20 protein-coding genes and 2 tRNA genes are annotated in these 22,308 nt (G+C 68.4%); 8 read left to right on the top strand and 14 right to left on the bottom strand.

From position 1 onward, the window contains the following. Positions 1-8: 8 nt before the first annotated feature. Entirely contained in the window at positions 9-1,262 is a 1,254-nt protein-coding gene (locus ACO1BU_RS06220) for a D-amino acid dehydrogenase (RefSeq protein ID WP_424135054.1), read from the bottom strand. A gap of 149 nt (positions 1,263-1,411) precedes the next feature. On the opposite strand from ACO1BU_RS06220, the gene ACO1BU_RS06225 reads away from it, so the two are divergent. Next, positions 1,412-1,561 carry a hypothetical protein gene (locus ACO1BU_RS06225; RefSeq protein WP_424135055.1) on the top strand — a complete coding sequence of 50 codons (150 nt, stop codon included), beginning with the start codon at positions 1,412-1,414 and terminating at the stop codon, positions 1,559-1,561. 1,045 nt (positions 1,562-2,606) lie between these two features. Here the strand turns inward: ACO1BU_RS06225 and ACO1BU_RS06230 are convergent. From ACO1BU_RS06230 to ACO1BU_RS06260, 7 genes are all read right to left on the bottom strand, one after another. Continuing rightward, positions 2,607-2,681: transfer RNA gene (locus ACO1BU_RS06230), tRNA-Met, on the bottom strand. A gap of 31 nt (positions 2,682-2,712) precedes the next feature. Next, positions 2,713-3,813 carry a tRNA 2-thiouridine(34) synthase MnmA gene (gene mnmA / locus ACO1BU_RS06235; protein WP_424135056.1) on the bottom strand — a complete coding sequence of 367 codons (1,101 nt, stop codon included), beginning with the start codon at positions 3,811-3,813 and terminating at the stop codon, positions 2,713-2,715. Continuing rightward, positions 3,810-4,532: a thiaminase II gene (gene tenA, locus ACO1BU_RS06240; RefSeq protein ID WP_424135057.1), complete on the bottom strand. Its 723-nt coding sequence runs from the start codon at positions 4,530-4,532 to the stop codon at positions 3,810-3,812. The genes mnmA and tenA overlap by 4 nt, the downstream gene beginning before the upstream one ends. After that, a complete protein-coding gene (locus ACO1BU_RS06245; RefSeq protein WP_424135058.1) occupies positions 4,532-4,858 on the bottom strand; it encodes a ferredoxin family 2Fe-2S iron-sulfur cluster binding protein in 327 nt (108 codons plus the stop codon). The genes tenA and ACO1BU_RS06245 overlap by 1 nt, the downstream gene beginning before the upstream one ends. 8 nt (positions 4,859-4,866) lie before the next feature. Further along, positions 4,867-6,051, bottom strand: coding sequence for a cysteine desulfurase family protein (locus tag ACO1BU_RS06250; protein WP_424135059.1), 1,185 nt, complete (start codon positions 6,049-6,051; stop codon positions 4,867-4,869). 68 nt (positions 6,052-6,119) lie between these two features. Beyond that, complete coding sequence (locus ACO1BU_RS06255; RefSeq protein ID WP_424135060.1) at positions 6,120-7,202, bottom strand: cysteine desulfurase family protein; 1,083 nt, start codon at positions 7,200-7,202, stop codon at positions 6,120-6,122. Then, the gene (locus ACO1BU_RS06260; protein ID WP_424135061.1) at positions 7,199-7,645 is read right to left on the bottom strand and encodes an Rrf2 family transcriptional regulator; all 447 of its coding nucleotides are present in this window, start codon (positions 7,643-7,645) and stop codon (positions 7,199-7,201) included. The genes ACO1BU_RS06255 and ACO1BU_RS06260 overlap by 4 nt, the downstream gene beginning before the upstream one ends. 416 nt (positions 7,646-8,061) lie before the next feature. On the opposite strand from ACO1BU_RS06260, the gene ACO1BU_RS06265 reads away from it, so the two are divergent. Next, on the top strand, positions 8,062-8,730 hold the full coding sequence (locus ACO1BU_RS06265) for an alpha/beta hydrolase (protein WP_424135062.1): 669 nt from the start codon (positions 8,062-8,064) through the stop codon (positions 8,728-8,730). A 204-nt stretch (positions 8,731-8,934) separates the two neighbouring features. Here ACO1BU_RS06265 and ACO1BU_RS06270 read toward each other — a convergent pair whose 3' ends face one another. Next, positions 8,935-10,041: an anhydro-N-acetylmuramic acid kinase gene (locus tag ACO1BU_RS06270; RefSeq protein WP_424135119.1), complete on the bottom strand. Its 1,107-nt coding sequence runs from the start codon at positions 10,039-10,041 to the stop codon at positions 8,935-8,937. Between the two features lie 55 nt (positions 10,042-10,096). Between ACO1BU_RS06270 and tyrS the strand changes: the two genes are divergently transcribed. Then, positions 10,097-11,320 carry a tyrosine--tRNA ligase gene (gene tyrS / locus ACO1BU_RS06275; RefSeq protein ID WP_424135063.1) on the top strand — a complete coding sequence of 408 codons (1,224 nt, stop codon included), beginning with the start codon at positions 10,097-10,099 and terminating at the stop codon, positions 11,318-11,320. Positions 11,321-11,323: 3 nt separating this feature from the next. Here the strand turns inward: tyrS and ACO1BU_RS06280 are convergent, their stop codons facing one another. Beyond that, positions 11,324-12,370 (bottom strand): SAM-dependent methyltransferase, encoded by a 1,047-nt coding sequence (locus ACO1BU_RS06280; RefSeq protein WP_424135064.1) that lies wholly within the window; start codon positions 12,368-12,370, stop codon positions 11,324-11,326. Between the two features lie 95 nt (positions 12,371-12,465). Further along, positions 12,466-12,540 (bottom strand) — tRNA-Val (locus tag ACO1BU_RS06285). 158 nt (positions 12,541-12,698) lie between these two features. Between ACO1BU_RS06285 and ACO1BU_RS06290 the strand changes: the two genes are divergently transcribed. Together ACO1BU_RS06290 and ACO1BU_RS06295 are read left to right on the top strand one after the other, a co-directional pair. Further along, positions 12,699-13,577 (top strand): N-formylglutamate amidohydrolase, encoded by an 879-nt coding sequence (locus ACO1BU_RS06290; RefSeq protein ID WP_424135065.1) that lies wholly within the window; start codon positions 12,699-12,701, stop codon positions 13,575-13,577. A 219-nt stretch (positions 13,578-13,796) separates the two neighbouring features. Continuing rightward, on the top strand, positions 13,797-14,576 hold the full coding sequence (locus tag ACO1BU_RS06295; RefSeq protein ID WP_424135066.1) for a lytic transglycosylase domain-containing protein: 780 nt from the start codon (positions 13,797-13,799) through the stop codon (positions 14,574-14,576). A 10-nt stretch (positions 14,577-14,586) separates the two neighbouring features. Here ACO1BU_RS06295 and ACO1BU_RS06300 read toward each other — a convergent pair whose 3' ends face one another. Continuing rightward, positions 14,587-15,474: a LysR substrate-binding domain-containing protein gene (locus ACO1BU_RS06300; RefSeq protein WP_424135067.1), complete on the bottom strand. Its 888-nt coding sequence runs from the start codon at positions 15,472-15,474 to the stop codon at positions 14,587-14,589. A 462-nt stretch (positions 15,475-15,936) separates the two neighbouring features. Between ACO1BU_RS06300 and ACO1BU_RS06305 the strand changes: the two genes are divergently transcribed. Further along, positions 15,937-17,268, top strand: a complete 1,332-nt coding sequence (locus tag ACO1BU_RS06305) for a cytochrome P450 (RefSeq protein WP_424135068.1) — start codon at positions 15,937-15,939, stop codon at positions 17,266-17,268. A 10-nt stretch (positions 17,269-17,278) separates the two neighbouring features. On the opposite strand, the gene ACO1BU_RS06310 is transcribed toward ACO1BU_RS06305, so the two are convergent. Continuing rightward, a complete protein-coding gene (locus tag ACO1BU_RS06310) occupies positions 17,279-18,733 on the bottom strand; it encodes an N-acyl-D-amino-acid deacylase family protein (RefSeq protein WP_424135069.1) in 1,455 nt (484 codons plus the stop codon). Between the two features lie 121 nt (positions 18,734-18,854). Here ACO1BU_RS06310 and ACO1BU_RS06315 point away from each other — a divergent pair, with 121 nt between their 5' ends. Further along, positions 18,855-19,430 carry an FUSC family protein gene (locus ACO1BU_RS06315; protein WP_424135070.1) on the top strand — a complete coding sequence of 192 codons (576 nt, stop codon included), beginning with the start codon at positions 18,855-18,857 and terminating at the stop codon, positions 19,428-19,430. 370 nt (positions 19,431-19,800) lie between these two features. Further along, positions 19,801-21,747, top strand: coding sequence for an elongation factor G (locus ACO1BU_RS06320; RefSeq protein ID WP_424135071.1), 1,947 nt, complete (start codon positions 19,801-19,803; stop codon positions 21,745-21,747). A 78-nt stretch (positions 21,748-21,825) separates the two neighbouring features. Here ACO1BU_RS06320 and ACO1BU_RS06325 read toward each other — a convergent pair whose 3' ends face one another. Then, the gene (locus ACO1BU_RS06325) at positions 21,826-22,299 is read right to left on the bottom strand and encodes a YaiI/YqxD family protein (protein ID WP_424135072.1); all 474 of its coding nucleotides are present in this window, start codon (positions 22,297-22,299) and stop codon (positions 21,826-21,828) included. Between the last annotated feature and the right edge of the window lie 9 nt (positions 22,300-22,308).

The raw sequence follows: 22,308 nt of genomic DNA on the forward strand, positions 1-22,308 counted from the left end.
AGGGGGCACTATCCGTAGCGGGCCATCCCCAGATCGGTGGTGTCGATTTCCGTCGGGCGGCCGGAGACGATGTCGGCCAGCACGCGACCGGAGCCGCAGGCCATGGTCCAGCCCAGCGTGCCATGGCCGGTATTGGTGAAGAGGTTCGGCAACGGCGTCTTCCCGATGACCGGGGTGCCGTCCGGCGTCATGGGCCGCAGCCCCGTCCAGAAGCGCGCGGCGGCGACATCGCCGCCGTCTGGGAAGAGGTCGCGCACCGAATGCTCCAGCGTCTCCCGCCTCGGCCTGCGGAGGCTGGTGCTGAAGCCCGCGATTTCCGCCGTGCCGCCGACACGGATGCGGTCGCCAAGCCGGGTGATCGCGATCTTGTAGGTCTCGTCCATCACGGTGGAGACGGGCGCTGCCGCTTCCTCCGTGACTGGCAGGGTCAGAGAGTAACCCTTGATGGGATAGACGGGCAGATGCAGCCCGAGTGGCCGCAGCATAGCCGGGGTGTGACTGCCCAGCGCCGCCACATAGGCATCGGCAGTGAGGTCGCCATGATCCGTCTCCACAGCGGTCACGCGCCCGTTTTCGGTGCGGATCGCGGCGATGCTGACGCCGAGTTGGAATTCCACCCCCCTTGCCCGCGCCAGCTCCGCCAGGCGCTGCGTGAAGAGAAAGGCATCTCCCGTCTCGTCCTGTGGCAGGCGCAGCCCGCCGACAAAACGCCCCCTCACCCGCTCCAGCGCCGGCTCTGCCGCGATGCAGCCTGCGGGGTCCAGCAATTCCCAGGGCACGCCATACTGGTCGAGCACGGCCGTATCGTCGCCAACATGGTCTAGCTGCTTCTGCGTGCGGAAAAGCTGCAGCGTGCCCCGCGCGCGGTGGTCGAACTCGATGCCCGTCTCCGCCCGAAGCTCCGCAAGGGCGATGCGGCTGTAATCCGCCACACGCACCATCCGCCCCTTGTTGCGGCGATAGGCGCCCTCCGTGCAGTTCGCCGCCATGCGGGCGAGCCAGGAGAGCATCTCCCAGTCCGGCCGCGGCCAGAAGACGAAGGGGCGGTGATGCATGAGCAGCCATTTCACCGCCTTCATCGGCACGCCTGGTCCCGCCCAGGGCGAGGAATAGCCATAGGAGAGCTGCCCCGCATTGGCGAAGCTCGTCTCCTTCCCGGCCCCGTCCTGCCGGTCGACCACCACCACCTCATGCCCGGCGCGGGCCAGGTACCAGGCGGTGGTCACCCCGATCACGCCGCTGCCGAGAACCAGAACCTTCATCCGCCGCTTCCCCTGAGGCACCTACCCCGAACTTGCTTGATTCCTGCCGGTTGCCAAGCGCGACGCCGCTCGAAGAGAGAGGTGTCAGCCCCCGAACGGGCGGCCCGTTCGCGCGTTAGCCCGTTCGCAAGCGAGCCGAGGAGGCAAAAATGGCGACTGGAAACACGAGCAGCAGCCGCGCGGACAGCACGGGCGCACCGGTCAGGCGGGCGCCCGAGGCCATGTTTGTGCTGGGGCTCATCAGCGTCCTGGTGATCGGCGGCTTCGCCGTCTTCGCCTGGATCGCGTCGATCGGCTGAGTCGACGCTCCCCGGAGTAAGACTCGGGGCGGAGGGCATGTCGCCCGGAGGTGGGAACGCTTCCGGCCCCGATGTCCCGCTCCGAACGTAGAGCGGCTGGTATGCGGGCATCCCGCCCACCGGCCGCTCAATCCCCACCTCGGCCACGAGACGGGGGCGCCGCTACTGAAGGTTCATCCGTTTTCCGGACATGCTCGCCCTATCGCGGGGCTGCCGGACCTATCGATCGTTCCAATCGGGCCGGTGGTTCGGGGGGGAGGACAGCCACCTCTCCAGGTCTCGCAGGAAGGAATTTCCCGCGAGATTGCCGACCACGTAGCCAATGGCGCCAGCGCCAAGCATGAGAACAGGCATGGGCAAATGCATGAGACGAATTTCCGCCCAGAAGATTACAACTGGCTGACATTCGAAGCCCGGACCGGGAGCCTCACAGGAAAATTGATCGGCCTGATTACGCGGCTTTCATATGATCCTGTGCGATGCGTAACTTCTCGTCCCCTGGTCAGAAGTCCTCTAATTTCCGCTTTGCTTATCCGTTCTACCTTCCGCCCTCCTCATGGACCTGTGATTTCTTCTCGGTCATGGAGCAGGAACGGCATGCCGAATGGCGGCAATCCTGTCGGGCCGGCGTAAGGCCATAAAGATCATGCTCGGCCAGACTGCTTCTCTCGAGTTGCTGAGGGCGGTCTTGAGAAAGCTGCTGGCACTGTCAGAGCGAACACGGCCGGCCGATTATCAGCCCGACACCATCCTCGCATACTGACCGATGAGTGAATGGTGGATTTGAGCAGTCCTCGCCACAGCTGGACGAGGGCGGTATTCGGATCGTGCTCTACGGGGCAGGCTGTGGTCGCCGGGGCGGCGTCCTTTGGCTCGGCAGGAGCACCGGCGACGCCGTACGACCGCGGCCGGGAGGCCGGAAAGGAGTTCACGCCGCAACGCGGCTGAAGATGCCCACCGTGAACAGGCAGAGTACGTAGCTTTCCAGCGCTGGGCCGCGTTAGACACTGGAGGGCGGGGAACCGGCAGGCAACCCCGTGAAAGATGGTAGCGACGGACGGATTTGAACCGCCGACCAAGGGATTATGATTCCCCTGCTCTACCGCTGAGCTACGTCGCCATGGGCGAGGCTGCCTGCCGGGAGGCGCGAATTAGGCTGCCGGAGCCTCCGCGTCAACGGGGGCCGGACGCTCCGCGCGAATGAAACCGCCACCCAGCACGCGGTCCCCGTCATAGAGCACACAGCCCTGGCCGGGCGCGGAGATTACCGGTGCGTCCGGACGCACGGTCATGCGCCGCGTCGCCGTATCCCATTCCACCGTCACGGCCTGCGGCACTTCCCTCGCCCGGAACTTCGCTGCGGCCCGGAAGGAACCAACGGGTGGCTCGGCCAGCCAGTTCACCTCCCCTACCGGCACCGCCGGCACGGGAATCGCGGCCGCTGGCGCGACGACCACCCGCCGCCGCACCGGATCCAGCGCGGCCACGCGCAGCCCTGCCTCGCCGGGCAGGCCGAGTCCCCGTGCCTGCCCCACCGTGTAGCGCGCCAGTCCCTGGTGTCGGCCCAGCACACGGCCCGATTCATCCACGATCTCACCGGGCTCAGCGGCTTCGGGCCGCAGGCGCGCGACCAGGTCGTGATAGCGGCCGGCGGGCACGAAGCAGATATCCTGGCTGTCCGGCTTCTCCGCCACGGCCAACCCGAGCCGTGCCGCTTCCCGCCGCACCGCAGCCTTGTCCGGCATGTCACCCAGGGGAAAGCGTGTGAAGGCGAGCTGCTCCCGCGTCGTGGCGAAGAGGAAGTAGGACTGGTCGCGCGCCGGATCGGCCGCACGGCGCAGCTCCGGCCCGTCCGGCCCCTCCACGCGGCGGGCGTAGTGGCCGGTGGCCAGCGCCTCACAGCCCAGGTCGCGCGCCAGTGCTACCAGATCCTGGAACTTCACGGTCTGATTGCAGCGGACACAGGGAATGGGTGTCTCGCCGCGGGCATAGCTGTCGGCGAAGTCGCCGATCACCGCCTCGCGGAAGCGGCTCTCACGGTCCAGCACGTAATGCGGGATGCCCAGCCGGTCCGCCACGTCACGGGCGTCATGGATGTCCTGGCCAGCGCAGCAGGCGCCCTTCTTCTGCACGGCGGCGCCGTGATCATAGAGCTGGAGCGTGGCGCCGATCACCTCATGCCCCTGCTCCGCCAGCAGGCCGGCGACGACACTGCTGTCCACGCCGCCGGACATGGCGACCATGATCCTCATCGTGCGTCGCTCCGGGCTGCATTCAGCCCCATCTGCCAGAAATCAGCCTCCAACCGGGACGCCTCGGCAAACAGCTTCGTCAATGACGCCAGGCGCGCCGCGCCGCCATGGGTCTCGCCCAGCGCGTCCAGCCGATCCGCGGCCCCACGGGCCACGGCCTGATACTCGGCGCTGGCATACTGGACGATCCAGTTCTCATAGGGATTGCCGTCGCGCCGGCGGGAGGGATGCGCCTCGATTCGCATGGCGACCTCGCCATAGCCGATTGTGCAGGGCGCCAGGGCGACCTCAAGGTCGAGGATATCGCCGCGATAGCCCTGATCCATCACCCAGCGCGTGTAGCAGACGGTTTCCGGCGCCTCGGGTTCAGCCAGCACCGCCGCCTCGTCCAGCCCCCATTCCCGGCAGTAGACGAGGTGCAGCTTTGTTTCATCGAGGATCGCCTGCACCACGGCGCCCTTGGCGCGCATGGCCTCCAGGCTTTCCGCCTTCACCACGGCCAGTGCCTGGGCGCGGGCGAACTGCACCAGGAAGAGGTAATCCTGCACGAGATAGCGGCGAAACGCCGCGAGCGGCAGCGTTCCGTCAGCCAGCCCCTGTACGAAGGGATGCCAGCAATAGGCATCCCATTCCCGCGCCGCGGCCGAGCGCAGGGCGCGGAACAGCCCGCCCTCGCGCCCATAGGGACCGGAGCCCAGGGCGTCGGGCAGGCCGGCCATCAGCTCGCGTTACGGCTACCGGCGGGAAGCTTCACCACCAGGCCGTCCAGCTTATCGGTCATGATCAGCTGGCAGCCCAGCCGGCTCGTCTCCTGCAGGTCGAAGGCGAGGTCGAGCATGTCCTCCTCGTCCTCGGTCGGGCTTTCCAGCTTGTTGAACCAGTCGGAATCGACAATCACATGGCAGGTGGAACAGGCGAGGCTTCCCTCGCACGCGCCCTCGATATCCACCCCGTGCTTGTGCGCGATTTCCAGCACCGACAACCCGAGCGGCGCCTCCACCTCGCGGCGCGTGCCGTCCCGCTCGACGAAGGTCATCTTCGGCATGATCTCTCCTACTCGGCCGCTTCCCGCTGCCGCACCGTCTGCCAGGCGCGCGCCAATTCGGCTGCCGCCCGGTCCACCTCGGCGGGCGAGGTAAAGCGACCGATCCCGATCCGCAAGGTCGCGCGAGACTCCGCCTCCGGCAGGCCGAGGGCGCGGAGCACATAGGAAGGCTCCACACTGGCCGAGGAACAGGCACTGCCAGTGGAGACACAGACCCCCGGGGCGGCCTTCATCACGTCCTGGGCGTCCACCCCACCGGGCAGAGTAATATTGAGGTTTCCAGCGACCCGCCGCGCCCGGTCGCCGTTCACCCGCAGCCCGGGGATACCGGCCTCCAGCGCCGCCAGGAACCGGTTCCGCTGACCAGCGATCCGCCCCTCATCCAGGGTCGCTTCCAGGCGCGCGATCCGCGCCGCTTCGCCGAAGCCGACGATCAGCGGGGCGGCCAGGGTACCGGAGCGCAGTCCCCGCTCCTGCCCGCCGCCCGAGAGAAGTGGAGCCAGCCGCACCCGCGGGCGGCGGCGGACATAGAGTGCACCGATTCCCTTGGGACCATAGATCTTGTGAGCGGTGATGGAGACAAGGTCCAACCCCATGGCCGCCACATCCAGCGGGATGCGCCCGGCGGCCTGGGCTGCGTCCGTGTGAAACAGCGCACCCGCCCCGCGCGCGATGGCGGCCAGGGCGGCAATGTCCTGCACCACCCCGATCTCGTTGTTCACGGCCATGATGCTGACCAGCAGCGTGGGGATCTGCAGCGCCTGCCGCAGAACTTCAGGGTCCAGCAGCCCGTCCCGGCCCACCGGCAGGATCACGGGGTCGAACCCCTCAGCGGCCAGATCGCGCACGCTTTCCAGGACACATTTGTGCTCGGTCGCCACAGTCACGACCCGGCGGCGCTCCGTGCCCTGAGAGGCGGCGAAGCGTGCCGCGCCCTTGATGGCCAGGTTGTTCGATTCGGTCGCCCCGGAGGTAAAGACCACCTCGCGCGCATCCGCGCCGATCAGCGTGGCCACATGGGCGCGCGCCTCCTCCACCGCCGCCTCGGCCTCGCGGCCCATGGCGTGCTCGATGCTGGCGGGATTGGCGAAATTCGCCTCCCACCAGGGGCGCATGGCAGCGATCACCCGCGGATCGACCGGTGTCGTCGCGTGATTGTCCAGATAGGCAGGGCGGTTTGCGGCATCCCTCATGCCGCCAAGATGGGGGATCGAAGCCGCCCGGACGAGGGCGTCATCCGCAGGTCCGGCCCGCGTTCTGTTCAGCCCGCCGCACGGAACAGCCGGTCCCGCATCGCCCGATGGGCCACCAGGAAGCGTTCCGAGGTATCGGCAGGTGCGTTCCAGGGCAGGGAAATGCGAATCGCCTCCCCTGCGGCTGCCCCGAGCCCCATGGCCTCCAGCACCGGACTTCGCGCAACCTTGCCGGAGGAACAAGCCGCGCCGGCGGAAACCCGCGTTCCCGCCAAGTCCAGCGCGATGACCTGCGTCTCGGCTGCCGCCCCGGGAAGCACGACGCAGCTTGTATTGGGCAGTCGCGGCGCACCCTGGCCCACGACCGGCAGGCCGAGCCCGGCCTCAATCGCGTCGCGTAGTGCCGCGAGTCGTGCCGAAGCACCGGGCTCCGCCGCTTCCGCCGCCGCACCCAGCCCGGCGATGGCGGGCAGCGCCTCCGTCCCGCCGCGCCGGCCACGCTCCTGTCCGCCGCCGGCAATCAGCGGCGCCAGATCCACGCCTTGCCGCAGCAGCAGCGCCCCGGCCCCCTTGGGCCCGCCCAATTTATGGCCGGAGATCGCCATGCTCTCCGCCCCCAGGGCCGCGAAGTCCAGCGGCATGCGCCCGGCTGCCTGCACGGCATCCAGATGCAGGACCGCGCCATGGCGCCGGGCAATGGCGGCGGCCTCGGCAACTGGGTGGACCACCCCGGTCTCATTATTGGCCACCATCAGGCAGACCATGGCGGGCTCCCCTTCCGCCAGCGCCGAATCCAGCGCCGCAAGGTCCAGAGTTCCATCCTTCAAAACAGGCAGAACAGCCGCGCCCTCGGCAGCGCGCATGACCGCCGGGTGCTCCGTCGCCCCTACCAGGACGCGCCTCCCCCGGCGCAGCGAAGCGATGGCCAGCGCATTGGCCTCCGTGCCGCCCGAGGTGAAGACCACATCCCGCGCCGTTCCCCCGAAGCGGGCGGCGACGCGGCCCCGCGCCTCCTCCAGCACCCGCCGTGCCGCCCGGCCCTCGGCATGAACGGAGGAGGGATTGCCCAGGAGTTCCATCGCGGCGATCGCCGCCGCGCGCGCTTCGGGCCGCAAGGGCTCTGTTGCGTTTGCGTCGAGATAGAGGCTCATTCCGCGGCCTCTCCGGGTCCGCTGGAAGCCCCGGGCACTGGCACGGCCCGGCCGAGGGTCCGCCCCTCGACCACATCTGCGATGGTGATGGCAGCAAGGAAGAGCCGCACTTGTTCCCCCAATTCCCGCCAGAGGTCGCGCTGATCCGGCCCCACCTCGGACGACTCCGAGGTGGGATTGCCGATGCTGTCGTCCACCGCATCCACCACCTCGGCCACGGTAATGGCGGCGGCCGGTCGCGCGAGGCGGTAGCCGCCCCCCGGTCCCCGCGCGGAGCGCACCAGCCCGGCCCGCCGGAGCCGGCCAAGCAGTTGCTCCAGATATGCCACGGAGAGCATCTGCGCCGCGCCGATCTCAGCCACGGTCACCGATCCCTGGCCCTCCCGCTTCGCGATCTCTGTCAGTGCCTTCACCGCGTAGCGGCTCCGGGTCGATAGGCGCATTTCAACCTAGTCCCATCGCACCGGGAGGGACGCCGGAGCCGGTGCATCCGGCAGCCATGCGTGCTGAAACGTGAGGCCATGCCATGATTTGGTTATGAAATCCGCCCAGCGGCGCTTATATTGGCACGGTCTCGTGCTCCGGAAGGCTGTTCGGGACAAATGGCATCCCCGGATTTCGGTTCGGAAACGTCACGGCCGTCGCGAGGCCCTCCCTTCGCACGGGGAGGCCCACGGCACCAGATGGTTCCTGCCGCCTCCGTCCGGCGGAACGGGTTCCGCCCGCCCCCGATCCTCGGGATCACGGGCTGAACCCGTTCCGCCGGTGCGGAATGCCGTGAATGATGAAACAGGCGGGGCGGCCCCTTCCCAGGGGCTGGCCCGCCCCAGAAGAATGCCCCACGGGGCAGAAGGTGATGATGCCCGAGGTAATGTTCGCCGGCCCTGACGGCCGGCTCGAGGGTCGCTACCACCACGCCAAGCAGCCCAATGCTCCTACCGCTCTAATTCTGCATCCGCACCCGCTGCATGGCGGCACCATGAACAACCGTGTGGTGCATGCGCTGTATGAGCGGTTCCGCGGCATGGGCTTCTCCACCCTGCGCTTCAACTTCCGTGGCGTGGGCAAGAGCCAGGGCCGTTATGACGGCGGCATCGGCGAGATCTCCGACGCGACAGCTGCGCTCGACTTCCTCCAGGCGGTGAACCCCGCCGCCTCCATGCTCTGGGTCGCCGGCTACTCTTTCGGCGCCTATGTCGGCATGCAGGTGCTGATGCGGCGGCCGGAAATGGGCGGCTTCGTCTCGATCGCGGCCCCGGCCAGCCATTATGACTTCGGCTTCCTGGCCCCCTGCCCCTGCTCCGGCCTGATCCTGCACGGAGAGGCGGACGAGCTGGTGCCGGAGCCTTCGGTACGGAAGCTGGTGGACAAGCTGAACACCCAGAAGGGCATCAAGATCGACTACCGGGTGATGGAAGGCGCGGGCCATGTCTTCACCCCGGAACAGACGGAGAAGGTGGCCGAAGCCACTGAGGACCATGTGATGACGGTGCTGAACCGCGCGCGGATGTCCATGGCGGCGGACTGACCGCTTCCCCGACGCGATCACACGGGCGGCGCCCCCAAAAGGGGCGCCGCCTTTTTCATATCCGCTTAGTCCGGCCCAGCCACATCGACGACTTTAAGCCGCCGATGATCATCTTCATCCCGGTCATGCCCCTTGCCGCTGCGCCGCCCCGACAGGACGGCCGCGGCACCGAACCACAGCATTGGGACGGAACGGGGTTGTTCCTCAGGCGTAGGCCGGAACCCGCCGTCCGCCCGTCAGCGGATGGGGCGCACCGGTCGTGCCAGGGAAGGTCAGCGGAAGGCCTCGCACCACCCGGGCCGCGAGCACCCCGAAGGCCTGCGCCTCCAGCCCGTCGCCATCCCAGCCTACCACCTCCACTGGGCGGACCGGGGCCTCCAGCATGCTGGCCAGGCCCCTCATCAGGGCCGGGTTGCGCCTCCCGCCACCGGCCACGAGCCATTGCACGGGCGGATCGGGGAAATGCCGGGCCGCCGCGCCCACGCAGACGGCGCAGAAGGTCGCCAGCGTCGCGGCCCCATCAGCCGGGGAGAGGTCGCCAGCGCCGGCTTCCCGCAGCGCCTCCTCAAAATCGAGCCGATCCAGCGATTTGGGCGGCGGTGCGGCCAGATACGGGTGCGCCATCAGCCGGCCCAGCACCGCACCGTCCGCGGTGCCCGCCAAGGCGAGCTTGCCGTCTCGGTCGTAATCCTGGCCAAGGGACCGCCGGGCCCAGTCATCCAGCGGGCCGTTGGCCGGTCCTGTGTCGAAGGCCAGCAACTCCCCGTTCGGGCCGATCCAGGTGACGTTGCCCACCCCGCCCAGGTTGAGGATTGCCACCGGCTTCGGCAGGGCTTCGGCCAGAACCTGGTGGAAGACCGGGACCAGCGGCGCCCCCTGCCCCCCGGCGGCCACGTCGGCGGACCGGAAGTCATGCACCACTTCCATCCCCGTGTGGCGCGCCAGCAGGGCGGCATCGCCGATTTGGCAGGTAAAGCCGGTCTCCCCTGGGCGGGTGGCCGGGCGGTGCAGGATAGTCTGGCCATGAAAGCCGATCAGGTCCGCCGGCAGGCCAAGCTTCTCCACAGCCTGGGCATGGCGCTCAGTCAGACGCCGGGCGCAGTCCAGCACGGCCGGGTGCTCGGCCAGTTGGCCCTGCGCATGCAGCGCAGGCGCGGCGGAGAGGAGCGCACGCAGGTCCCGCCGCAACTCGGGCGGATAGGGAATGGTCACGGAGGGGCCGAAACGGCCGATCCGCTCCCCATCCGTTTCGACATAGGCGGCATCCACCCCATCCAGGGAGGTGCCGCTCATCAACCCGATGGTTCGCAGCATGACGGCACTTGTGCTAGGCGCGGAGCGCTTTGCAAGGCCCGAGTAACCCCTGATGAATGACTTCCTCCACCTTGCCCGGGAACGTGGCTATATCCACCAGGTGACGGACGAGGCCGCCCTCTCCGCCCGCATGGCCCAGGGCGTCCTTCCGGCCTATTGCGGCTTCGACTGCACGGCCGACAGCCTGCATGTTGGCCATCTCCTGCCCATCATGCTGCTGCGCCTGCTGCAGAAGACCGGGCACAAGCCGGTCGCGCTGCTCGGTGGCGGCACGACCAAGATCGGCGATCCCTCCTTCCGCGACACGCAGCGCCCGTTGCTGAACGACGAGCAGATCGAGGTGAACAAGGCCGGCATCCGCCGCAGCTTCGCCCCCTTCCTGACCTTCGGCGACGGCGCTTCCGACGCCATCATGCTGGACAATGCGGCGTGGCTGGACGGGCTCGCCTACATCCCCTTCCTGCGCGAGGTGGGACGGCATTTCAGCGTGAACCGCATGCTGACGCTGGATAGCGTGCGGATGCGGCTGGAGCGGGAGCAGGCCTTCTCCTTCCTCGAATTCAACTACATGCTGCTCCAGTCCTACGACTTCCTGGAACTGCGGCGGCGCCACGGCGTGGCGCTGCAGCTGGGCGGCAGCGACCAGTGGGGCAACATCATCATGGGGGTGGAGCTGAACCGCCGCGCCGACCATGCGGAGGTTTTCGGCGCCACCACGGTGCTGCTGACCACCGCCTCCGGTGCGAAGATGGGCAAGACCGCCTCCGGCGCCGTCTGGCTGAATCCCGACCGGCTCTCCCCCTATGACTACTGGCAGTTCTGGCGGAACACCGAGGATGCCGATGTCGGCCGCTTCCTCCGCCTCTTCACGGAACTGCCGATCGCAGAGACGGACCGCCTTGCCGCCCTTCAGGGCGCCGAGGTGAACGAGGCGAAGAAGATCCTGGCGACCGAGGCCACCGCCCTGCTGCATGGGCGGGAGGCCGCCGAGGCCGCCGCCGCCACCGCCCGCGCCACTTTCGAGCAGGGTCAGGCGGCGGAAACGCTCCCCTCGATCACCGCCAGCCTGCCGGCGGGCATTCTGGACCTTGCCGTGGCGGCAAGCCTGGCGACGAGCAAGGCGGAGGCGCGGCGCCTGGTGGCGCAGTCCGGCCTGCGGCTGAACGATGAGCCCGTGACGGACATTGCGCGGGAGGTGACGACGGCGGATCTGCGGGATGGGGCGGCGAAGCTTTCCGCCGGCCGCAAGCGCCACGTTCTTGTGCGCGCAGCCTGAGGATCAGGCCGCCGCCTTCTGGACCACGAGCCCGATCGAGGTGGTGACGTAGCCCGCCGCCTCGATCTTCAAATGAGGCAGCGCATAGGGCGGCGCATCCACATGGGCGTCCAGCGTTGCGTGGCCGGGATGCAGGTTCAGCGGCCAGATCACATGGCCCTGCACCGCCAGGCGCTCCAGCACCGCCTCGACGTCGCGACGGCGGAAGAAGGAAATCCCGGGCGTCTCCAGCGTGCTCTCGTTGGAGGAGAGGTTGAACTCGGTGGTGTGCACGGCCAGCCCGCCGGGGCGCAGCGTTTCCAGGCTGTTCTCGATGAAGCGCAGCCCGTGTTCCAGGCTGCCCAGATGCTCCAGGCAGCAGGAGGACCAGCAGGCGTCGAAGCCACGCAGGTCCGGCGGAATGGCGTTCATGTCTACTGGGCGGAAGGCGACGCGCGCGCGGAAGCTCTCCTCGTCCAGCAGCGCCGGATGGTGGATTTGCATCAGCCCGGCGGCGTGCTGCCCCGTGCTGTCCCATCCCATTCCGTCCACCACCTCCGGCGGCGCATCCGTCGCCAGGACGGAGACCCCGTGGGAGGCCAGCATCGAGGGCAGCGGCTCCTGTCCGACGCCAAAGCCCAGCATGCGCAGGCCCGGCCGGATCAGGTCCGCCGCACGCAGCACAGATAGGATCCAGCAGAATTCCCACTGCTTGCGGTGCCGCCTTGGGGCCTCGCCGATGGCGGCGCACCAGGCGCCGTAGTCCGGTTCGTCGAACTGGCCGGCGGTGCAGAGCTGGCTCATAGGGCGTGCGAGAAGTGGCGTTTCCAGCCGCCAGGGTATCAGCGGCGAGGCCGGCGGAGCCAGCAGCCAGAGTGGCGCGGCATAGCGATCCGGCAGCAGCGCGCGGCGAAGCGCTTCGAGGGTTGGATGATCTCGGTGCCGTTCGAGCTCCGCCTCATTTATTGGCTCGCGGTCCAGCAGAAGGCGGAAGGCCCATGCGACAGCTTCGCGCGGAAGCCGGCCGTCTGCAGAAGAAGACGGGATTCGTAGCTTCCGACGGAACAGCATCAGTTTGATTGGCCGGACGATCGGGACATCGAGGCCTCGTCGGAGCGAAAGAGAGGGTCGCTGAGCGGCCGCGGTGATTGATCGAGGCAGGCGGATGGTGGGCGCAACAGGGATTGAACCTGTGACCCCCACCGTGTCAAGGTGGTGCTCTCCCGCTGAGCTATGCGCCCATCCGCCGGGTTCCCAGCCACGTCGTGGCTGGGCGGCCCGTTTAGCGCGGCCCCCAGGCGCAGACAAGCCCTCGGAGTGCGCCCTAAGCACCGTTTCGGTCTTAATCCTTCGCGTATGCGCGTGACAGCCGTGCGCCGCTGTGGTGATTCGCACGCAGATGGACCTTCCGATCTCCGCCCCCGCCGAGGCCGACTCTCCGCCGCCCTTCTTCCTTCAGCGGCCCGTCGTGCAGACTGTGCCGATCGTCCTCGCCTCTCCGCATTCGGGCCGCCACTATCCCGCGGCTTTCCTTGCGGACAGCCGCCTCGATCCCGTGTCGCTCCGGCGCTCTGAGGACGGCTTTGTGGAGGAGCTCTTCGCCGACGCTCCCGCCCACGGGGTACCGCTGCTGGCCGCGACCTTCCCCCGCGTTTATTGCGATGCGAACCGCGAGCCGTGGGAATTGGACCCCGGCATGTTCGATGGGCCGCTGCCGGATTTCGTCAACAGCGCCTCGCCGCGTGTGGGCGCCGGCCTCGGGACGATTGCGCGGGTGGTCGCGAGTGGCGAGGCAGTCTATCGCCGCCGCCTCTCCTTCAACGAGGCCGCGACCCGAATCCGCGCGCTCTGGGAGCCCTATCACAACGCGCTGTCCGGACTGATCGAGGAGACGACGGGCCGCTTCGGCGCCTGCCTCCTGATCGACTGCCACTCCATGCCGACCCTGCCCGGGGAGAGCGGGCGGTCAGCCGACATGATCCTGGGCGACGCCCATGGCACGGCAGCCGCGCCGCGCGCCACGCGGTTGCTGGAGGAAGCGCTGAGCCGGCTCGGCTACCGGCTTCGACGGAACGACCCCTATGCCGGCGGCTATGTCACCCGCCACTACGGCCGCCCGCGGGAAGGCGTGCATGTGATCCAGCTCGAAATCGCGCGCAGCCTCTACATGGACGAGCAAAAGATCCAGCGGCTGCCCGGCCTCACCACGCTGCGGGCGGATATGGACCGGCTCCTGGCGGGGCTGGTCGGGGTGGACTGGTCCTTCCTCCGCGCCTGACCAGCTGACCGCTGGCATCCGGGCAAAAAAAGAGGCGGTGCCAGAGGCACCGCCGAGTTTAGGGAGGAAACGTCCAAGAAAGACAGCAGCGCGACAACATCGCGTTGCTGCGATGCACAAATTAGTCACCCCGCCCCGGTTCTGCAAGCCCCTTTTTGCAATGCACCATCACGGAAAAGCGATGGCTCTGGCTGGCATGGCACTTGAGCAAGTCGGGCCATGCCCCTCATCGCCTTCCTCCTGCTACTCCTGCCCGGCATCGCCCTGGCGCAGGCCACGCCAGTGGCAATGTGCCGCGCCGCAATAGCCGCAGCGGAGCGGGAATATGGGCTTCCGACAGGGCTTCTGGCCGCCATCGGGCGCGTCGAATCGGGGCGGCGCGATCCGGAAACCGGGGAGGCCGGATCCTGGCCCTGGACCATGAACGCGGAAGGAACCGGCAAGTTTTTCCCGACCAAGGCGGAAGCGGTTGCCGCCGTGGGGCAGCTTCGTGCCGGGGGCATGCGGCTGATCGATGTGGGCTGCATGCAGATCAACCTGCACCACCACCCCGACGCCTTCGCCTCGCTGGAGCAGGCCTTCGATCCCCTGGCGAATGCCCGGTATGCTGCCCGCTTCCTGAAAGAGCTGCAGGCGGCGAGCGGCGATTGGATGGTTGCGGCGGGGCACTATCACAGCCAGACCCCTGGGCGTGCCGAGACCTATCGCGCCCAGGTCGCGCTGCGCTGGCCGGAGGAGCAGCGCCGGGCCGGATCGGCGCCGGCCTGGCAGCCTGGCTGGTCGAACCCACCCCGCCCGGCTTTCGCGGCCGCGATGCCCGGCCTGAGCATCCGTGGCGCGCCGCCGCCGACCGTCATCCGCATGCCCGGCACCACGCCCGGTACCGGATCATCGGGCGAGCGCGGCCGCGGCCTGGACGCCTATCGTACCATGACCATCCCCTTGGCCACGCGCCTCACGCCGCTCCTGATGCGCAGCGTGCCGGGCGGGCGTGGGTGACAGCCTGCCATCATGCGGCGAGCGTCGGATGCGGAGTCTTGTCGCGGATAAGGGCAGCGAGCGAGTCCAGCGCCGCCGCCCGGGGATCCGAAGCGCGGACCAGCAGCACGACATCCCGGCCGATTCCTCCGGGCAGCGGGGTGTAGGCGACCAGGCCCCCCACCGGCCCGAGAGCCGCCGCCGCGAGCGCCGGCATCAGGGAAACCCCCTCCCCGGCCGCCACCATGTGCCGGAGCATCTCCAGCCCGGTGGCATGGCGCGCGCCGCGCGGCGTGTCGACGCCGCATGCGGCCAGCGTCTGGTCGCGGAGGCAGTGCCCCTCCTCCAGGAGCAGCAGCTCCTCGGCCGCCGGGATGGAGGGCGCGCGGCCGGGCGCGTGCATCAGGAGAAAGGGTTCGGTGAAGAGTGGTACGGCCCGCAGTGCCGCATCGGCCGAGCCAGAGCAGCAGAGCGCGGCGTCCAACGCACCGGATCGCAAGGCGGCGCGCAGTTCCGCCGTGCGGGCCTCCGACAGGACGGGACGCATCGCCGGAAAGGCTTCCCGCATCGGGCGCAGCAGGTGCGGCAGCAGATAGGGCCCGAGCGTCGGGATGGCGCCCAGCCGGAACGGGCCGGCCAGTGGCGCCTCCTCCGCCCGTGCCGCAAGGAGGAGTGCACGCGCCGCCTGCACCACCGCCGCCGCGTGGGCGAGCAATACCTCGCCCCGCGGCGTCACCAGCACGCGCCCGGGCAGCCGCTCGAAAACTGGCGTGCCGAGCAACCCTTCGAGCTTTCTCAGCTGGGCGGAGAGCGCAGGTTGAGAAACACCGCATTGCTCGGCCGCCCGCCCGAAATGGCGATGTTCAGCCACAGCCAGCAGGTATTCAAGGTCACGGAGGGAGAGACCAGCGAGTGACATGCGGCCTTCATAAGCAACGCCTATCGAGTTGAGAATACCATTATCTTTGCTCTTATCGCCTGAAGAGCCAACGCTTCGCCCCAGGCCGGCTCGATACCGGTTAAGCGAGGGAGAGGGATCATGGCAGACAGGCCCCACCAGCCTTTCCGCGCGCGGCGCTCGCGCGGCATGACACCTGCGGGGCGTGCGGCGCTGCGCCTCTTGGTGCAGATGATCGCCACACGCCGCGCCCGGGGCTGAACCAGCGGGCCTCAGCCGGGCGGGACACCGGCGCGGAATCGGAAACAGTCAGCCACTTCCCACCGAGGCCAGCTTGCCGCCCGCATGCCGCCGGAAACGTCCTGCACTGCCCTGGGCTAAGCATCTGGTTACCCGGGACCGCCTGATGAGTCCGGTGCAACCCGCCCTTTTGCCCCGCGCTCTGCCCGCACGATCTGGACGGACGGCGGGGTGCGGAAGGACATGACGGTAGCCAGGGCAGAAAGAAGAGGCGCGCTCTCCCGCGCGAGCCTGGGGGAAGCCCTCGGCTTTCTCTCCTCGGTGGTGCTGCCGCTCCTTGCCAAGGGTGTCATCCTCCGGCGCCCTTCCGTTGTGGGCATGGCGCAGCGGCTCGGCCTGGATCGCGGCGCGGTGCGGACCGTGCAGCGCCTGCGGGACCGCCACGGCCCCGGCCCGGTGCTGTTGCCCATTCCCTTCCATTCCTACGCGCTCATCCTCTCACCCGAGCATGTCTCCCGCGTGCTGGCGCGCTCCCCCGAGCCTTTCGCGACCGCGAGCGACGAGAAGCGTGCTGCGCTCGCACATTTCGAGCCGCATGGCGTACTCGTCTCCGACAGCGCGGCACGCGCGGCTCGTCGTCCCTACAACGAGGCGGTGCTGGATTTTCCCCGCCCACTTCATCGCTTTGCCGCGCGCTTTTACGAGGTGGTTCAGGAGGAAGCGGCGGAGCTGATCGCCGCTGCGGAGGCGAAAGGCGAGTTGGACTGGGGCCTCTACGCCCCCGCTTGGTGGCGCATGGCGCGTCGCGTCGTCTTTGGTGATGGGGCCCGTGAGGATCACGCGCTGACTGACACCATCGCGCGTCTGCGTGCCGATGCGAACTGGGCCTTCCTGCAGCCGCGCCGCCGGCAGTTGCGGGCGCGCTTCATGGAGCAGCTGAACGACCGGCTGCGTCAGGCCGAGCCGGGCAGCCTGGCCGCCATCATGGCATCCACCCCGTCCTCCAAGCTCACGGACCCCTCTGGGCAAGTGCCGCAGTGGCTTTTTGCTCTGGATGCCCCGGCCCGCGCGAGCTTCCGGACACTCGCCCTGTTGGGTACGCATCCGGCCCAGGGCGCGAAGGCAACCCAGGAAGCCGCGGCCGCTCAGGGCCCGTCCGAACTGCCGTTCCTGCGCGCTTGCCTGCTCGACACGCTGCGGCTCTGGCCCACCACGCCGGTCGTGCTGCGCCAGGCCACCAGCTCCGTCGAATGGGAGGGCGGTACCATCCGGAAGGGCACCGGCCTGATCATTTACGCGCCCTTCTTCCACCGCGACGCCACGCGCCTGCCGCAGGCGGACCGCTTCGCGCCCGAAACCTGGCTGGAGGGGCGGCCGGAGGAGCAGGGCATCGTTCCCTTCAGCGACGGGCCGGCGCAGTGCCCTGGGCGGAACCTGACGCTGATGCTGTCCAGCATGATGCTGGCCGCAATGCTGCGGAGGGGCTTCGCGCCGGCGGGACCAGCGCGGCTCGACCCCGCCCAGCCCCTGCCCGCAACGCTGAGCGCCTATGAACTCCGCTTCCGCCCGGTTTGAGGCGGTGCGGTCAGCGGTTCCGTGTCACCAGACGCCCTGGCTTTTCTCCCGTCGCGCCCTTCGCCACGGCATAGGTCGGCACGCCGTTGCACCAGACCTCCTCGATGCCCTCGGAAATCTGCTTCGGATTCTCGAAGGTCGCGCGGTCGCGAACCGTGTGCGGATCGAAGAGAACAATATCGGCATAGGCGCCCTCGCGCAGCACGCCACGATCGACCATGCCGAAGGTCTCGGCAGCCTTGCCGGTCATCTTGTGCACAGCCGTCTCCAGGCTGAACAGCTTCACATCGCGCACATAGTGGCCGAGCACGCGGGGGAAGGTGCCCCAGAGGCGCGGATGCGGGTGCTCGTCATGCGGGATGCCGTCCGAGCCGATGATGGACATGGGATGCGCCATGATACGGCGGACATCCTCCTCATCCATCTGGAAGCTGATCTGCCCGGCAGGCAGCAGGCGGGAGGCCGCGGTGTGGACATCCGTGTTCCAGCCCCGCGCGATCTCCTTCAGGTACTTGCCCGCCATCTCCGGATGCGGGACGGACCAGGTGATCATCACCTCCACATCCGGGTGCAGCTTGTCCGGCATCAGCACGGTGGAGCCGGCGGGATAGGGATAGACATCGAAGGACACATCCTGCGTGCGCGCGTATTCCGCGATCAGCGGGAGGGTCTGGGTCGAACGGCCATAATTCTGCGGCAGCGAGCATTTGTGGTGGCTGATATGCACGGCAACACCGGCGCGCTTGCCGATCCTCGCCGTCTCCTCGATCGAGGCAAGGATGCGATCCGCCTCATCGCGCATATGCGTGCAGTAGAGGCCGCCGAAGGGCCGGATGGCCTCGGCCACCGCGATCACCTCCTCCGTCGTCGCCTGGGCGTTGGGCGGGTAGTAGAGGCCGGTCGAGAAGCCGCTCGCCCCCTCCCCCATCGCCTGGCGCACGCGGTCATGCATGCGCGCGATCTCGGCATCCGTCGCGGGGCGGTACACGTCGCCCTTCATCGACTCCGCGCGGAGCGTCTGATGGCCGACGAAGGCGTAGGTATTGACCTCCGAACCTTTCGTCTTCAGCGCGTGCGCGTAGTCCCCGAAGCTGTCGAAGGTCCACCACGCCTCGTCGCCCAGCAGGTCCAGCGGCGGGATGGGGCGGGATCCCGTATTGCGGTAGGGCGAGAGGCTGACACCGCAATTGCCCACGACCACCGTGGTCACGCCCTGGCTCATCTTGCAGGTCATGCATTCCGGCCCGCAGAGCACGGCGCGGTCGTCATGGGTGTGGCTGTCGATGAAGCCGGGGGCCACGGCCTTGCCGGTCGCGATCACCTCCCGGTCCGCCGTCGCGCCACCCAGGTCGCCAACGCCCACGATCCGGTCGCCCCGCAGCCCCACATCGCCCACGCGACGCGGGGCACCGGTGCCGTCGAAGATGGTTGCGTCTCGGATGATCGTGTCGCAGCGCAGGGCCATGGTGCAGCCTTCCTGGGTAGGGGGGCATGATGGCCCCAGGACGCGTGCTGATCCAGGGTCCCCGTCTGGTCTTCTGCGGGTGCTGGATACACCGCTACTTCCGCTCAAGGCTCCCGGCCTGATGGACCCGGTCCAGCCACGCAACTGGCCAACGGACGGGCTGGCCGACCGGATCGGCCGCCTTCGCGGCCGGCTGGCGGATCTCAGCAAGGCCATGCCGCTGCGCGACCGGATCCGGCGTGGGCTCTTGCAGGGGCTGCTCTCTGCAGCCGGGGCCATCATCGCCTTCCTGCCCACCCAGATACTCGGCCTGCGGGAGGGATTCTGGGGCGCCATTACGGCCATCGCCGTGCTGCAGGGGGAGTTGGACGCCACGCGCAACCTGGCGCGGGACCAGATTACTGGCGCGACGATCGGCGGGCTGGTTGGGGTGGCGGTGATGCTGACAGCCGGCCAGCAACTGCCGAGCTACGCCCTGGCCGTGCTGCTCTCTGTCACGGCCTGCTGGGTGGTGAATGTGACAACGGCCAGCCGCCTCTCAGGGATCACGGCCACCATCATCCTGCTGGTGCCGCACACTGGCACGCCGCAGCACATGCTGGTGTCCCGTGTCGGCGAGGTAGCCTGGGGGGTAACGGTGGCCCTGACGCTGGTCTGGCTGCGGGCGCGCTATCTTCCGGCCGGCAGGAAAAATTGAGCTGCCTTCCGCCGGTCGAACCGGCGTGGCGGCCCCCCCGCCCCAACAGAGGCGGCGACCAGCCTTCCTTACCAGCCCCGTGCGGCCATGATTTCCTGTGACGACGGGTGCCACGAGAGACGCGCCATCCCTCGGTCAGTGCCCACAGCCGAACCAGGGTTTCGGACCATCCGTCGAGGCCGATGAGGCAGCGCCGGGCGCCCGTTCAAGATGGGGCAGCGCAGAGGCCACTTGCCGCAGATCGGCATGGCGACGTCAACCGGACGAGAGAAGCGCGATAATAATCGTAACACCCTCCAATCAAATCATTTCATAGTCGAAGGCCCCACCCGCCCAGCAGAAACAACAAACGAATCGGGAGGACAGTTCGATGGCAGATCAACCCGGCAACATGCCCGGCCGCGCATCTCCCCGCTCGATCGCGCTGGTCGGACCACAAGGGAGCGGGAAATCCACCCTGTTTGAGGCATTGCTCGCCTCTGCGGCCACCACTTCGAACCGCCGTGGCCCGGTACGGGGAACGGGTACCGAACTGCGGCTCGCGCACCGGTCCATGCCGGATACGACCTGGACGCTTCTCGATTGCCCGGGCTCGGTCGAGTTCTCCTACGACGTTGAATGCGCCCTCGCCGCCGTCGATCTCGCCGTGGTCGTCTGCGACGCCGCTCCGGCACGCAGCGCGAATCTCGCCCCGCTGTTCCGGCGCATCGAGGAAACAGGCACGCCGGCGCTCGTCTTCATCAACAAGATCGACACACTGCTTGGCACGGTCCGCGAATGCCTCGCCACCCTGCAGGCGCAAACACGGCGCAAGCTGGTTCTCCGTCAGGTGCCGATCCGCGAGGGCGAGAGAGTAACCGGCTACGTCGATCTTGTGAGTGAGCGCGCCTATCGCTACCGCCGAGGCGCGCCGTCAGAGCGCATCGATGTGCCCGATTTCATGCAGGCCCGGAAAAGCGAGGCACGCGGCGAGCTGCTCGAAACGCTGGCCGATCACGATGACACGCTGCTCGAGAAGGTGCTGGAGGATCTGACACCCGAGCAGGCCGAGATCTACAGGCCGCTCCACCACGGCGAGGGAAGCGGCACCGTGGCCAGCGTGCTGCTCGGCGCAGCGGAGCATGGCAATGGCATCCAGCGTCTCTGGAAGGCACTCCGCCATGATGTTCCCTCGGCCGCGGAGACCGCGGAACGGCGCGGCGTCCCTGCGGTCGGGGCACCACTTGCCCAGGTGTTCCGGACGGTGCAGGCAGGCCATGCCGGGCGTCTCTCTCTCGTGCGGCTCTGGCGGGGCAGGTTGGAGGATGGAGCGGCGCTGGATGGGCAGCGCGTCGGCGGCATCTACCGCTTCCCGAGTGGCGAGACGGAGAAGGTGCGGCAGGCCGAGGCTGGCGATATCGTCGCCCTCGGGCGGCTGGAGGGCCTCCGTACCGGGGCTACCCTCGGCGGCGCCCCTCTTCCTTTTCCAGAGCCGCCTCCGCCGGTTTTCGCCCTGAGTATCACTCCTGAGGAGCGCAACGACGAGGTGCGTCTCTCCACGGGCCTGCAGCGCCTGATCGAGGAAGACCCGGCACTGAAGGTAACTCAGGATGAGGGAAGCGGCACGACCATTCTCGCCGGCCAGGGCGAGATCCACCTACGCGCCGCGCTGGACCGCCTGACAGCATCGACAGGGATCAAGCTGCGGACGGCACGCCCGCCGGTCGTGCTGCGGGAGACGATCCGCCATGCCGTCGTCCAGCACGCACGGCTGAAACGGCAGACAGGCGGGCATGGCCAATTCGCGGATGTGAAGCTGCAGATCGCACCTCGGCCCCGCGGGGCGGGCTTTCACTTCGACGATAAGGTCGTGGGCGGCGCGGTCCCGAAGCGCTTCATTCCAGCCGTGGCACAGGCATCCGAGGAGGCCACGCGAAAGGGTCCCCTGGGTCAGCCCGTCGTGGATATCGCAGTCACCCTGCTGGATGGCGGGTTCCATACGGTCGATAGCAGCGACATGGCCTTTGCCACGGCCACCCGTATGGCCATGCAGGAGGGTCTGGCTAAGGCCAATCCGTTTCTTCTGGAGCCCATTGAGGAGGTTGTCGTTACGGCGCCCGCCGACTTCACCTCTGCGATCCAGCGATTGCTGACGGGACGGCGAGGGCAGATCCTCGGCTACTCCGCGAAGGAAGGCTGGGCAGGCTGGGACGAGGTGCGGGCGCTGGTTCCCTCCCCCGAACTCGGCGATCTGATCATCGATCTGCGGTCCCAAACCCAGGGCCTGGGGAGCTACGTGCACCGCTTCGATCACCTGGCGGAAGTGCGAGCGCGCTAGGGTAGCCTACACGCCTGGAGCACCGCCCCTCTTCCGGAAAGCGGTGCGGCGCCGCGATTCAGCCTGCGCTGATGCGCCTTATTCTGAAAAGAAGTCCGGCATCGCCCGTGGCTTCGGCTCAGCGGGCCGCATCGCCTTCTGCACCACCGCTTCCAGCACTTCCAGGAAGCGCGACCGGTTCTGGCCGCTGAAGGCGGCGTGGCGGGTTTCCTGCCCCATTTCCCGCAGGTGTCGCGAGATCTCCCGCCCGGCCAGGGCGGAGCCGATATTCTCCGCGTCCCAGATCCGGCCGGAGGGCGCCACGGCATGGCCGCCTGCGGCCAGGCAGCGCGAGGCAAGCGGGATGTCGGCGGTGACGCAGATATCGCGGGGCTGGACGGCCTCGGCAATCCAGTCATCCGCAGCGTCCGGTCCTTCCGCCACGACCACGCGGCGGATGCCGTCCGGAAGGCGCATGCCACGCGAGCCATTCGAGACGACCGTGACAGGCAGCCCGTGCCGTGCGGCGACACGGAACACCTCGTCGCGGACGGGGCAGGCATCGCCGTCCACGTAGATATG

The organism is Roseomonas chloroacetimidivorans (assembly GCF_049629625.1).
GTDB classification, from domain to species: Bacteria; Pseudomonadota; Alphaproteobacteria; order Acetobacterales; family Acetobacteraceae; genus Roseomonas; species Roseomonas chloroacetimidivorans.